General features: G+C 72.4%; 12 protein-coding genes. 4 read left to right on the top strand and 8 right to left on the bottom strand.

Translation table 11 applies throughout. The features are described 5' to 3' along the window. Positions 1-59: 59 nt before the first annotated feature. The 4 genes from M3N57_00880 (at position 60) to M3N57_00865 (ending at position 4,827) form a co-directional block, all read left to right on the top strand. A complete protein-coding gene (locus M3N57_00880; GenBank protein MDP9021261.1) occupies positions 60-938 on the top strand; it encodes a sugar phosphate isomerase/epimerase in 879 nt (292 codons plus the stop codon). A gap of 388 nt (positions 939-1,326) precedes the next feature. Next, entirely contained in the window at positions 1,327-1,914 is a 588-nt protein-coding gene (locus M3N57_00875; GenBank protein MDP9021260.1) for a sigma-70 family RNA polymerase sigma factor, read from the top strand. Positions 1,915-2,009: 95 nt separating this feature from the next. After that, positions 2,010-3,122, top strand: a complete 1,113-nt coding sequence (locus M3N57_00870) for a DUF5667 domain-containing protein (GenBank protein ID MDP9021259.1) — start codon at positions 2,010-2,012, stop codon at positions 3,120-3,122. 337 nt (positions 3,123-3,459) lie between these two features. Continuing rightward, positions 3,460-4,827, top strand: a complete 1,368-nt coding sequence (locus tag M3N57_00865; protein MDP9021258.1) for a hypothetical protein — start codon at positions 3,460-3,462, stop codon at positions 4,825-4,827. Positions 4,828-4,897: 70 nt separating this feature from the next. Here M3N57_00865 and M3N57_00860 read toward each other — a convergent pair whose 3' ends face one another. The 8 genes from M3N57_00860 to M3N57_00825 form a co-directional block, all read right to left on the bottom strand. Next, positions 4,898-5,977, bottom strand: coding sequence for an acyltransferase family protein (locus M3N57_00860; protein ID MDP9021257.1), 1,080 nt, complete (start codon positions 5,975-5,977; stop codon positions 4,898-4,900). Further along, the gene (locus M3N57_00855; protein MDP9021256.1) at positions 5,977-7,044 is read right to left on the bottom strand and encodes an NAD-dependent epimerase/dehydratase family protein; all 1,068 of its coding nucleotides are present in this window, start codon (positions 7,042-7,044) and stop codon (positions 5,977-5,979) included. The genes M3N57_00860 and M3N57_00855 overlap by 1 nt, the downstream gene beginning before the upstream one ends. Position 7,045: 1 nt before the next feature. Further along, entirely contained in the window at positions 7,046-7,933 is an 888-nt protein-coding gene (locus tag M3N57_00850) for an SAM-dependent chlorinase/fluorinase (protein ID MDP9021255.1), read from the bottom strand. Then, complete coding sequence (locus M3N57_00845; GenBank protein ID MDP9021254.1) at positions 7,930-8,124, bottom strand: helix-turn-helix domain-containing protein; 195 nt, start codon at positions 8,122-8,124, stop codon at positions 7,930-7,932. The genes M3N57_00850 and M3N57_00845 overlap by 4 nt, the downstream gene beginning before the upstream one ends. Positions 8,125-8,249: 125 nt before the next feature. Further along, a complete protein-coding gene (locus M3N57_00840) occupies positions 8,250-9,428 on the bottom strand; it encodes an acetoin utilization protein AcuC (GenBank protein ID MDP9021253.1) in 1,179 nt (392 codons plus the stop codon). 66 nt (positions 9,429-9,494) lie between these two features. Next, positions 9,495-10,679: an ABC transporter permease gene (locus tag M3N57_00835; GenBank protein ID MDP9021252.1), complete on the bottom strand. Its 1,185-nt coding sequence runs from the start codon at positions 10,677-10,679 to the stop codon at positions 9,495-9,497. After that, on the bottom strand, positions 10,676-11,371 hold the full coding sequence (locus M3N57_00830) for an ABC transporter ATP-binding protein (protein MDP9021251.1): 696 nt from the start codon (positions 11,369-11,371) through the stop codon (positions 10,676-10,678). Before M3N57_00830 ends, M3N57_00835 begins: the two co-directional genes overlap by 4 nt. A gap of 14 nt (positions 11,372-11,385) precedes the next feature. Next, positions 11,386-12,150: HlyD family efflux transporter periplasmic adaptor subunit (locus M3N57_00825; protein MDP9021250.1), on the bottom strand; the 765-nt coding region annotated here is incomplete at its 5' end.

The raw sequence follows: 12,150 nt of genomic DNA, 5'->3' as shown, positions 1-12,150 counted from the left end.
CGTGTCGGTCCGCGACCGTCCGCGCCGTGGGCCGGGCACGCCACCGTTACGCTGGAGACATGACCCCGACCATGCTGGCCTCGACGGGGCCGCTGTTCGCACGGCCTCTGGACTGGGCGATGGGGGTCATCCTCGAAGCCGGGTACGACGGCGTCGAGCTCATGGTCACCCAGGACCCCGCCACCCAGGAGCCCGACCGCGTGCTCGAGGTCGCGACTCGGGAGGGTGCGCGGGTCCCGGTCGTCCACGGGCCGTTCCTGCTGCTGACCCGCCGCGTGTTCGGCGTCGACCCCACCGAGAAGGCCCGCCGCTCACTGGAGCTGGCGGCGGAGATCGACGCGGACCTGATGATCGTGCATCCGCCGTTGCGTTGGCAGACCGCCTTCCACGACTGGCTGGTGGAGGAGGCCGACGACGAGGCCGCCGAGCTGGGCACCGGGGTGGGCGTGGAGAACCTCTACCCCGTCCCGCTCCTCGGACGGCCGGTCCGCTTCCACCGCTACACCAAGCCGGAGCACCTCGAGGAGTTCCGTCACCTCGTCCTCGACACGAGCCACTTCGGGGTCACCGGCGTCGACCTGGAGCGGGCATGGGAGCAGCTCGGTCACGCGGCCGCGCACCTGCACGTGTCCGACAACCGCGGGCAGGGGCGTGACAGCCATGCCCCGCTAGGACACGGCGTGCTCCCGATCGCGTCGTTCCTGACGGCGGCGCGCCGATCCGGGTACTCGGGACCGATCACGCTGGAGCTCGACTGTCGCCGCTACCTCGATGACCGTGCGGCGCTGGTCGGCTACCTGCAGCAGGAGCGGCAGAAGTGCCTGGCTCTCCTCGACGGGGAACCCCCCGAGGAGGTCCTGGGACGTCCCGACCGCCCACCGCAGCCGGAGCACGAGGAAGGCGAGCCACCGACGGTCGCGGTTGCCCCACCCGACTGACGGTCCGGCGGCCGCTGCGCGTCGGTGTGCGGTGCGCTCACGCGGATGTTCCCACGGGCCACGACTCGCACGCCGCCACCGTTGGAGGTCGCCACCTGCTGTGCCGATACCACTCCTGGCTGCTTGAGTACGCCCGCGGGGACCGCCTGGGCGCCGGCAGGACTAGTCGCCGCGGGTAGCCAACAACCGTCCGGTTGGGGGACTTACACGCTGCAGTCCGTGGCTTACTCTCCGTTGTGTACGGTCCGGGTGGCCGGAGCAGGAGGAGCGGTGCGGAACGGGACGGCGATGGCGCTGATCGCGCTGCTCGTGGTGATCGTCGCGGCGACCGTCGTGCAGCTGGTGATCAGCCGGTGACGCCCGTCCGCGCCGGGACACGAGGGGTGATGTGAAGCCGCTGGGAACGCTCGACCCGGAGGTGGTCGACCTCGTCAGCCGAGCCCAACAGGGCGACGGCGAGGCGTTCGCGCAGCTGTACGACCGGTACGTCGACCAGATCTACGGTTTCCTGCTGCACAAGGTCCGCGATCGCCACCTCGCCGAGGATCTCACCTCCGACGTGTTCCTCCGCGCGCTCAAGGCCATCCCACGCTTCCGTTGGCAGGGTGTGGACATCGGCGCGTGGCTCACCACGATCGCGCGGAACCGCGTCACCGATCACTTCAAGTCGGCCCGGGCGCGTCTGGTCCGCCCCGTGTACGAGGTCGGCGAGCGCGCCGGCGACGGGTCAAACGATCCCGAGGCGGCGGCGATGGCCTCGGATCTGTCCACGCTGCTCGCAACCGCCCTGGACCTGCTGAAGGACGATCACCGCGAGGTGCTCTTCCTGCGCTTCACGCAGAACCTGTCGGTCTCGGAGACGGCACACGCGATGCAACGCTCGGACGGAGCCATCAAGGCCCTGCAGTACCGCGCGCTCCGGGCCCTGGCCGCGATCGTCCGCGAGGACCCGGCGTTCCTCGATGGGGTGAGGTGATCGTGCGTCACCGGCACCGACCACACTCGTTGTCATGGAGGGCCTCGCCCGAGGACCTCGGTCCGACGCATCGCAACGGCGACCGGGAGGCTGCAGTGAGCGGCCACGAGCCAGCGGCCGTGGAGACGCTCGCCCACGCCCTCGACCACGACGGCGGGGCGCCGCCCGACCTCGCCGAGCTCCGCCGGCTCGCGAGGGCCCTGCACGACGTCCCTGTCGCGACACCCCGGCCGGAGTTCCGCCGGGCTCTGCGCGCAACGCTGATCCGCGAGGCAGCCACGCAGGTCCCGGTCATCCGCAGGCCCGAACCGTTCGGCGAACGGCTGGGGCGGTGGCGCCGGTCGGCGGCCCTCGCGGTCGCGTCGGCGATGTCGGCGTTGACGATCGGGGGTGCGGGGCTGGCAGCGGCCGCCCAGCATGCCGCGCCCGACCAGGCGCTGTACGGCGTCAAGCTGTTCACCGAGTCCGTACGGGTCGCGCTCGCAGACGGCCATATCGAGGCTGGTCAGCTGCGCCTCACCTTCGCCGAGCGGCGCCTGGACGAGATCAGCGACGGCGCCCGCACGCTCGACCCCGACACGCTCGTGGCCACCCTGGCGGCCATGGACGACGCCAGCCGCGCCGGTGCCACGGCGCTCCTGGACGTCTACGACGGCAGCGGCGACACCGCCGTGCTCCAGGCGGTGGTCGGCTTCACGGAGCGGCAGCGGACCAGGCTCACCGACGTGCTCGGGGAGCTCCCCGTCGAGGTGGTCCCGTTCGCGCGCGGCTCCCTGGAGGTGGTCCGGGGGATCGAGGTGCAGACCAGCGCGCTCGTGCTGAGCGGGTGCCTGCCGTGCACGGACGGTCCCGTCACGATGTTCGGCGACGGCCCGCCCGTCCCCGCGGCCGGGTGCTGCACGCCGATGACGACCGGGGCCGGTGCGGTCTCCGACGCCGGCGACGCTGCCACCAAGGCCGTCGACGCCAGGTCGTCGCGGAACGCCGCGGATCCCACCACCTCGGACCAGACGCCGGACATGTCGGTGAGCGTCAGCGATCCGTCGCTGCCCGCGCACGACCCGGCGCTGCCGTCCGACGACGACACGCCGCTCACGGACCAGCCGCCCGCGGTCCCGATCGAGCCGCCCTCCGTCCCCGTGGCAACCCCGGCCCCGCCGTTGGGCGGCCCCGAACCGCCGAGCATCGATCACCTGCTGTTCGACTGAGTCACGCGGACGGCGCCGCCTCGGGGGATGTGACGACCACCCCGACCACGCCCCGTCCTCTGCGCCGGCGGCGCCCGACGATGTCGCCGCCGCCCGGCTCGACTGGCTCGGCGGGCTGGACTGGCTCGGCAGCCAGACGTGACCGCGCCGCCACGCGCGGTCGCATGCGCTCACCGCACGCCGCAGGGTCGGCCGCGTGACCCCGCCCACGATGCGTCGTTTCTCCGGCTGCGTTGGTCAGTGCAGGGACATGCCGGACGGACATGGACGCCACCGACGCCGAGCTCCGGGCAGCCGGAGACACGCCACCGGGCGTCACCACGAAGGAGCGATACGCATGCAGAAGGCCACGTGGCGCCGTGCCGCCACCACGATGGTCGCCGCCACCACGGCGATCGCACTCACTGCGCCTGGGGCTGGCGCGGCGGCCGGCGCACCGGGCGTCTTCTCCGGCTCCGCCGAAGCGCTGACGCTGGACCTGAGCATCACGGCCCCGCAGGCGCTGCTGGGCGCGCTCGGCGGGGGAGCCACCCTCGACACACGGGTGTCGTCGACGATCTCTCAGCTGAGCAACACGGTGGCGAACGCCACGTCGACCCTGCTCAAGGGGACCCTAGGCAACGAGTCGATCGGGGACAGCAGCGGGAAGACCACCGACCGCAAGGTCCTCGCGGAGCAGAAGCTCCTCGGTGGCGTGGTGGACGTCGGCGTGGGGACGATGGAGTACACCGCCGACCCCGCCAACCAGGTGTCGAACGCCTACTCGGAGCTCGCCCACCTGACGGTGTCGCTCGCGCCCCTGTTCACCGCCAGCTCACCGGTCCCCGCCGAGGTCCAACAGACCCTCCAGGGCGCCGTCGACCAGGCCACCGGCACCGTCAACGGCCTGGTCGGCACCCTCAACGGTCAGCTCGACGTGATCGAGGGAGAGGTCACCAAGGTCACCGGGGTCCCACTTAACATCGACCCGGTGCAGGACCTGCTCACCGTCCCCGACGTCACCACGGTCGACCTGGTCAAGGCCACGAAGCTGTGGAGTCGCTCGACCGTCAACACCGAGGAGGGCAAGGTCGTGTCCCGCGCCGTCTCCGGGCTGGTGAACCTCGAGCTCCTCGGAGGCCTGGTCGAGGTCCCGACGTTCCAGTACAGCTCGGTGGCGGGGACCAACGGTGAGCCGGGCGGGGCGTTCGCCGACACCGTCACCGAGGTGATCTCGGTGAGGCTCGCCGACAACAGCCTGATCGAGGTCACCGGGGACACCCTGAAGGTCAACCAGGAGATCATCCCGCTCGGGGAGCTCGGACTCAACACCCTCCTGTCGGATGTGACGTCCACGCTGACCGACATCATCGCGTCGGCGGGTCTGGCCACCATGCCCGGGAAGGGCACCACGCACGTCGCGGAGGACGGCTCGTCGTCCGAAGCGTCGGTCTCGGCGTTCGGGATCAACCTGCACCCGCTGAACGCCGCGGGTTCGGCCGGCAGCGGCCTGCTGGGGCTGGACCTGAACCTCCTGCCCAACCGGGTGAAGGCGGCCGCGGCCAACCCGGTCCAACAGGTGCAGGCGCCCGCACTGGACGCGCCCGCAGCGCCGGCGGTTCCGATCAGCCTGCCGCGTACCGGTGGCGGGGCGCTGGCCATCCTGGTCGGTGTCGCCGCGATGGCCGCGGCGGTGGGGTTGCGCCACAAGCTGACGAGCCACTGACAGGACCACGCACCCACGGAGGGGCGGGCATCGTGCCCGCCCCTCCGGCGTCCTCCCAGAGCTTCGCGTTCTAGAAGAAGATCGAGCGGCGCCCCATCAGGTTGCGGTACAGCATCTGCTGGATGGTGTCGCGCACGCGGTCGGTGAGGTCGAAGACCGCCATGGGATCGTCCGCGGCGTCCGGCCCGTAGTCACGGGTCGGGATCGGCTCGCCGTACTCGATGATCCACTTCGACGGCAGCGGGATCAGCCCGGCCGGACCCAACCACGGGAACGTGGGGGTCACCGGGAAGTAGGGGAAGCCGAACAGCCGCGCGAGCGTCCGGAAGTTGTACATCAGCGGGTAGATCTCCTCGCTGCCCACGACCGCCGTCGGCACGATCGGGGCCGAGGTCCGCAGCGCCACCTCGACGAAGCCGCCGCGGCCGAACCGCTGCAGCTTGTAGCGGTCGCGGTAGGGCTTGCCGATCCCCTTGAAGCCCTCCGGCCAGACCCCGACCAGCTCCCCCTCGTCGAGGAGCCGGGTGGCGTCCTCGTCGCACGCCATCGTGTTCCCCAACTTCCGGGCGAGCTCACCGATCACCGGCAGCCGCCACGCCAGGTCCGCGGCCAGGGGGCGCAGGTGGCGTCCGGTCTCGTCGTAGATCCCGAGCTTCACCATCAGCGCGTCGACGGGGACGGTCCCCGCGTGGTTGGCGACCACCAGCGCGGCGCCGTCGGGGATGCGCTCGTGGCCGATGCTGCGCACCCGCCAGTACCGCCGGTACAGCGGCCGGAGCAACGGCAGCAGGACGTGTTCGGTCAGGTCACGGTCGAAACCGAAAGGGTCGATCGGGTAGTCGCCGCTGAGCCGCCGCGTCAGGAAGTCGGTCACGGCCGTGACATGATCGACCCAGCGGTCGCCGAGGACGTCGCGCAGACCCGCGAGCAGCTCGACGCCGTCCTGGGGCGGCTCCGGTGCCGCTGGCGGGTCCTCGTGCGCCGCCGCGTGTACCCGGCACAGATCGTCGCGCACGGCGTAGTTGCGGCACGGGCGACCGTCCGCGGTGGTCGCCCCGCACCGGACGCGTTGCCCCGACGGTTGGCGTCCCGCCACCCGCGCGGCCCGCTGCTCCGCGATCGAGTAGACCTGGGCGTCGGTGTCCGCCATCAGCGGTCCTCTCCGGTGCTGCCGGTCTCGGTCGCGCTGGGCGCAGCCGCGCGGCGCTGCAGGAAGTCGTACAGCTCGCGGTCCCAGGCCTGCGTCGGCGACGGCGCCACCTTCCGGATCCGTCGGTGGGCCAGGTAGTCCTCGAACGCCTCACGGGTCGAGTACCGCGGCACGGACCCGAAGTCGCGGCGCAGCTTGGTGACATCCACCACGCGGCCGTACTGCAGGAACCGCAGCTGCTCCGGTGAGAAATCGAGCCGGCCGGTGCGCCGGACCAGGTTCCCGGCGAGCGTGGCGAACGGAAGCGCGACGGGGGCGGGGATGCGCCCCGCCAGGCGGATCGCCTGCGACAGGTAGAGCACGCCGGCCCCCGCGACGTTGTAGATGCCGGGCCGATCCTCGACCGTGGCACGCTCCAGGACGGCCAGGGCGTCGTCACCGTGGCAGAACTGCAGCCGCGGGTCGTAGCCGGCGATGGTCGGGACCAGCGGGAGGGCGAAGTACCGGGCGAACAGCGAGTCGACCCCGCCCCCGATGAAGTTGGCGAACCGCAGGATGGTGACGGTCACGTCCGGGCGGCGACGGCCGAAGCTGCGTGCGTACCCCTCCACCTCGGTGACGTCCTTGGCGAACCCCGAACGTGGCGTGCCCCGCGGCGTCGCGGATTCCGTGAACAGCGCCGGGTCGCTGTGGTCGCTTCCGTAGACGGCGGTGGACGACTTGATCACCACCGTGCGGAGCGCGTCGGCCTTCTGGCAGGCAGCCAGCAGCTGCATGGTCCCGATGACGTTGTGCTCCTTCATCCGTGCGCGGCCGCCGACCGAACCCGGGGCCGGTGCCACACCGGCATGCACGACCGTGTCGACCCCGGTCGCGGTGATCACGCGGGTGACGATGGGGTTGCGGATGTCGGCCCGGATGAACTCGGTGCGGCGCAGGTCGTCGTGCGGGGCGCGGACGTCGACGCCAGCGACGTACTCGACGTCGTCGCGCTGTTCGAGCGCGCGGGCCAGCTTCCCCGGGATCTGCTCGGAGATCCCGGTGATCAGAACGCGTCGGCCAGCCACATCACGATCCTCGCTCGTCATCTCCCCGGTGCGTCTCGCCTCCGCCGTGCGGGGTCGTCGACGCCGGCGCGAGCGTCAACACGTCACCGCGGGCGGCACCCGTCCGCGCCGCTGCAGAGCCGCCGTTGACCGCGACCGCCAGAGCCCGGTCGCTGTCCTGGTGAACGAGCATGTCACCGGCCGCAACGTCCCCGAACGTCCGGGCCCAGCGAGCGCTCCACGAACGATCCCCGTGGTCGACGAAGACCTCGTCACCGAGCTCGGATCCCAGGCTAGCCAGGTCGGCCGGGGACGCCGCCAGCTGCAGGTTGCCGAAACGGTCGACCAGGGTCACCGACGCGTGCAACCGACCACCGGCCACGGCCGCCGCCGGGACGGTCGGCACGTCGGTGAGGTCGGTGACCGCCGGGCCGAGGGTGCGTGGGTCGTGTCCGGCGGCGATCAGGCCCGCCGCCGGGGCGAACACGTCACGCCCGTGGAAGGTGTCGGACACCGGCTGCAGCCGGGCCTGGGGATCCGCCAGCTCGAACGCGGCGATCACGCCACCGAGCGCCCGCGCCGCGGGGACCAGCAGACCGTTGTCCGGGCCGACCAGGACATCCCCCCGGTCGGCCACCACAGCCACGCCCCGCCGTTCGGTGCCCACCCCAGGGTCGACCACCGCCAGGTGAACCGACACCGGCAGGTAGGTGGTTGCTCGCGCCAGCAGCACCGCGCCGGTCGCCACGTCGCCGCGCGGCACGGCGTGGGTCATGTCGATCACGCGGGCGTCCGCGGCGAAGCGGGCCAGCACCCCGTGGCAGACGCCCACGAAGATGTCGTCGAGGCCGAAATCGGAGAGGAAGGTGACCGCCGCGTACCGCGCCGGCGGACCCGGATGGCGGCTCACCGCTCGTCGGCGACGGTCTCCGGCTCGACCACCTGCCCGGCGAGGTAGCTCTCGAGCTCACCTCGACGGACGCGGTAGTTGCGGCCAACCCGGACCGCCGGGAGCTCCCCGCTGCGGATCAGGCGGTAGACGGTCATGGTGGAGACACGCAGCAGGTCCGCGACCTCGGAGACCGTTAGCAGTTCGTCCATCGCTGGCAGTGTAACTGGCGGTCGACCGGCCGGGTCGGGCCGAACGTGGACCGAACGCCAGCCGCGCGTTCAGGCCCCCGGGTCGCTCGAGGGTCGCGGCCCGCAACCGTCCTCACCGGGTGGGGTCAGTCGGCGCCGTGGCGGGACAGGACGTGCTCGCGGACGGAGCGGATGGCCTCCTCGGCGTCCTCGCGGGCACGGGCCCGGCTGTCGTCGGAGATCCCGACGGGGCCGTCGTCGAAGCGGTCGGGCGGGTCCTGGCCGGTCCGCGAACGCGCGAGGTCCTGCCAGTCGGAGGGGACCGCGTCCGGGAGGTTGGCGCCGGCCATCTCCGCGAACCACACCGTCCAGGCTCGGGGGACCACCGTCACGATCTGGTACCCGCCGCCGCCGAACGCGACCCACCGCCCGCCGGCCGCCTCGTGCGCCAGGCGATGCACCCGCGTGGCGACCTCGGCGTAGTCGTCGACGGTGAGCGCCAGGTGCGCCAACGGGTCGGTGACGTGGGTGTCACAACCCAGCTGGGTGACGAGCACATCCGGAGAGAAGGCACGGACAAGCGGCTCCACGACCGCGTCGAACGCATCCAGCCACACGTCACCGGGCGTCCGCGGCGCGAGCGGCACGTTCGCCGCTGAGCCTTCAGCGCCCGGGCCCCCGATGTCGCTGGGGAAGCCGGTCCCCGGGAACAGGTACCGGCCGGATTCGTGCAGCGAGATGGTCAGGACACGCGGGTCGTCCCAGAAGATCTGCTCCACGCCGTCGCCGTGGTGGACGTCGACGTCGACGTAGGCGATGCGTTCGGCGCCGTTGCGCAGCAGCCAGTCGATCCCCACGGCCGGGTCGTTGTAGATGCAGAACCCCGACGCACGCTCCGGCAGCGCGTGGTGCAGGCCACCGGCCGGGTTGAACGCGTGGACAGCCTCCTGCTCCCCCACCAGCCGCGCGGCCTCCTTCGACGCCGCGCACACCTCCATGGATGCCTGGTGCATCCCGGGGAAGATCGGGTTGTCACCCGGCCCCAGCCCGTACTCGCGGGCGCCCCGCATCGACGGGTCGTCCCCGGCGCGCTTGACCACCTCGACGTAGTCGGCGGTGTGGATCCGCAGCAGCTCGTCCTCGTCGTACGGCCCCGACGCGACCTCCGCCGCACGGTCGGTGTCGCACAGGCCCAACGCGCGGATCAGCTCGACGGTGAGCTCGACACGCACGGGCTTGAGCGGATGGGTGGCGCCGAAGTCGTACTCCAGCGGCCCATCCCAAACCAGCGCAACCCGTCCGTGGTCGCTGCCCTGGTCCGCCATACCGGCTCCGTCTCGACTGCCGTCCGTGGTCGTCTGCCCGGCCCGAGCCTATCCAGCGTGCGACGGTCACTCGTGGCGGAGGGCGGCCACCGGGTCGAGGCGACCGGCACGGCGCGCCGGCCACACCCCGAAGACGATCCCCACCGCCACCGACACGCCCACGGCCAGAGCCACCGACCAGCCGGTCACGACCGCCGGGAGCGGGGAGTAGCGGTCGGCGAGGCGGGCCAGACCGACGCCGAGGAGGATCCCGGCGACCCCACCCGTGCCGGTCAGCACCACGGCCTCCATCAGGAACTGCAGCGTGATGTCACGGGTGCGGGCGCCCAGCGCCTTGCGCAAGCCGATCTCGCGGGTCCGCTCGGAGACCGACACCAGCATGATGTTGCTCACCCCGACGCCTCCCACCAGCAGGGAGATCCCCGCGATCGCGGCCAGCACCAGGGTGAGCAACTCCAGGACCCGACCCACCACCCCGATCAGCTCCCGCTGGGTGATCACGCTGAACTCGTCCTCGCTGAACCGCCGGGCCAGGGCGTGGCGGACCCGGGCGGCGTCATCGTCGATCGCGGCGGTCGACGCCGACCGCACGAAGATCGCATCGATCCGGTCGGTGCCGAACGCCCGCTGTGCCGCGGTGATCGGGATCAGGATCTGCGCGTCCCGGTCCGGTCCGAAGCTCCCCCCGACCGGCTCGAGCACCCCGGTGACGCGGAAGCGCAGCCCCGCGACCGTGACCGTCTTGCCCAGCGGGTCACCACGAGCGAACAGCTCGTCGGCGGCAGCCGCTCCCACGACGGCCACCCGCCGCCCGGTGGCGAGGTCCGATGCCGTGAACGACGCGCCCCGGGACAGCTGTCGCGTCACCACCCTGGGGAAGGTCTCGGTGACCCCGAGCACGCTGACGAACGTCGACGCGTTCCCGGCGCGGACGACCTCCCCGGAGACCACGTGAGCAGCGACGCGCTCCGGGTCGCCCAGCGCCCGCCCGACCGCCTCGGCGTCGTGGAGGGTGAACCGCGACCGGGTCGGTGCCTGACCGAAGTCGGCCTGGCCGGGGAACACCAGCAGGAGGTTGGAGCCGAGGTCCTCGATCGTCGCGGTGACCTCCTGACGTGCGCCCTGCCCGACGGCGACGAGCAGGATGACGGCCAGCACCCCGATCACGACACCGAGGGTGGTCAGGGCCGATCGCAGCCGGTTGGCGCGGACGGCGTCCAGCGCGGCACGGGTCGCCGCGGCGACGTTCACGCCAGCACCCCGTCGACGACCTCGATGCGGCGGGCCGCTCGTGCGGCGATGCGCGCGTCGTGGGTGACGACGACCAGGGACGTGCCACGCTCGGTGTGCAGCCGGTCGAGCAGCCCCAGGATCTCTTCCCCCGTGACCGTGTCGAGGTTGCCGGTCGGCTCGTCGGCGAGGACCAGGCCCGGCTCGCCGACCAGCGCCCGGGCGATCGCGACCCGTTGCTGCTGACCACCCGACAGCTGGGTCGGTCGGTGGTCGAGCCGGTCGCCCAGCCCAACGGCGGTGAGGACGGCGGCGGCGCGGTCGCGCTGCTCACGGCGAGGGATGCCGCGGTACGCCAGAGGCAGCGCGACGTTGGCCACGGCGGTCAACCGCGGCAGGAGCTGGAACGATTGGAAGACGAACCCGATGCTCCGGTTGCGCAACCGCGCCAGCTGGGCGTCGGGGAGGCGGCGAACGTCGTTCCCGGCGAACCGCAGCGTCCCGGCGGTGGGGCGGTCGAGCAGCCCCAGCAGGTTCAGCAGCGTCGATTTCCCGCTTCCCGATGGGCCGAGGACGGCGACGTACTCGCCGGCGCGGACGGCGAGCGACACACCGCGCAGGGCCTGCACCACCGCGGCATCGCGTCCCGCTCCGAGCCGGTAGCTGCGGTGGGCATCGACGACCTCAACGAGCGCAGGGTCACCGTCGGTCAGCGGGGGCGAACGGCTCACGGCAGGCGGTCGCCGTCCTCGACCTGCTCGAAGCCGGCAACGACGACGCGTTCACCGGCTGCGACGTCACCGTCGACGGCGGCGAGGTCGTCGCTGACCGCCCGCAGCTCCACGGGGACGGCACGGACGCGACGGGCCCCGTCGGCGTCGCGGACGACAAGGACGACGTCGCGCCCGTCACGGCGGACCAGCGCGCTCGCCGGCACGACCGTGGCGCTGCGGACCCGCCGCACCTCGATCTCGACGGAGGCGGTCATCCCGACCCGGGGGCGGACGTCGGAGGGCAGGTCGTCCAGGGCCACCGCGACCGGGTACACCACACCAGCGGTGATGCCCTGCCCGGGACCGACCGCCACGCGCGTCACCGATCCCGCCAGGACATCGTCGGGGTAGGCGTCGAGGAAAACCCGGACCGGCTGCCCGCGCTCGAGCTGGACGGCGTCGACCTCGTCCACCGCCGCGCGGAGGTGGAAGCCCGACAGGTCGTAGACGGTGAACAGGGTCTGCCCCACCCCCACCGGCGCACCGACGGCCACGGGACCGCCCGTCCCCCCGCGCGTTCCGCCCAGCAGCCCGGCGACATCCGCCGGCAGGTCCGCAGCGTCGTCGGCGATCCCGCCCCCGGTCGCGGCGGCGCCGAACTCGACCACGCCACCGATCGGCGCGACGACGGTCAGCGCTGCGTCTTTTGCCTGTGCTGCCTCCAGCGCCACGGCGGCCTGCCGCTGCTGCGCGGCGGCGACCGTGCGTTGGCTGGCGGT

The organism is Actinomycetota bacterium (assembly GCA_030776725.1).
Classification (GTDB): Bacteria; Actinomycetota; Nitriliruptoria; order Nitriliruptorales; family JAHWKO01; genus JAHWKW01.
The sequence above is the reverse complement of the archived record's forward strand: the minus strand, read 5'-3'. Positions and strand labels throughout refer to the sequence as shown.

What these genes read in the sequence shown, in the direction of transcription:
- M3N57_00845 (MDP9021254.1), bottom strand. Translation starts at nt 8,124, where the DNA reads ATGGACGAACTGCTAACGGTCTCCGAGGTCGCGGACCTGCTGCGTGTC.
- M3N57_00880 (MDP9021261.1), top strand. Translation starts at nt 60, where the DNA reads ATGACCCCGACCATGCTGGCCTCGACGGGGCCGCTGTTCGCACGGCCT.
- M3N57_00865 (MDP9021258.1), top strand. Translation starts at nt 3,460, where the DNA reads ATGCAGAAGGCCACGTGGCGCCGTGCCGCCACCACGATGGTCGCCGCC.
- M3N57_00860 (MDP9021257.1), bottom strand. Translation starts at nt 5,977, where the DNA reads ATGGCGGACACCGACGCCCAGGTCTACTCGATCGCGGAGCAGCGGGCC.
- M3N57_00840 (MDP9021253.1), bottom strand. Translation starts at nt 9,428, where the DNA reads ATGGCGGACCAGGGCAGCGACCACGGACGGGTTGCGCTGGTTTGGGAT.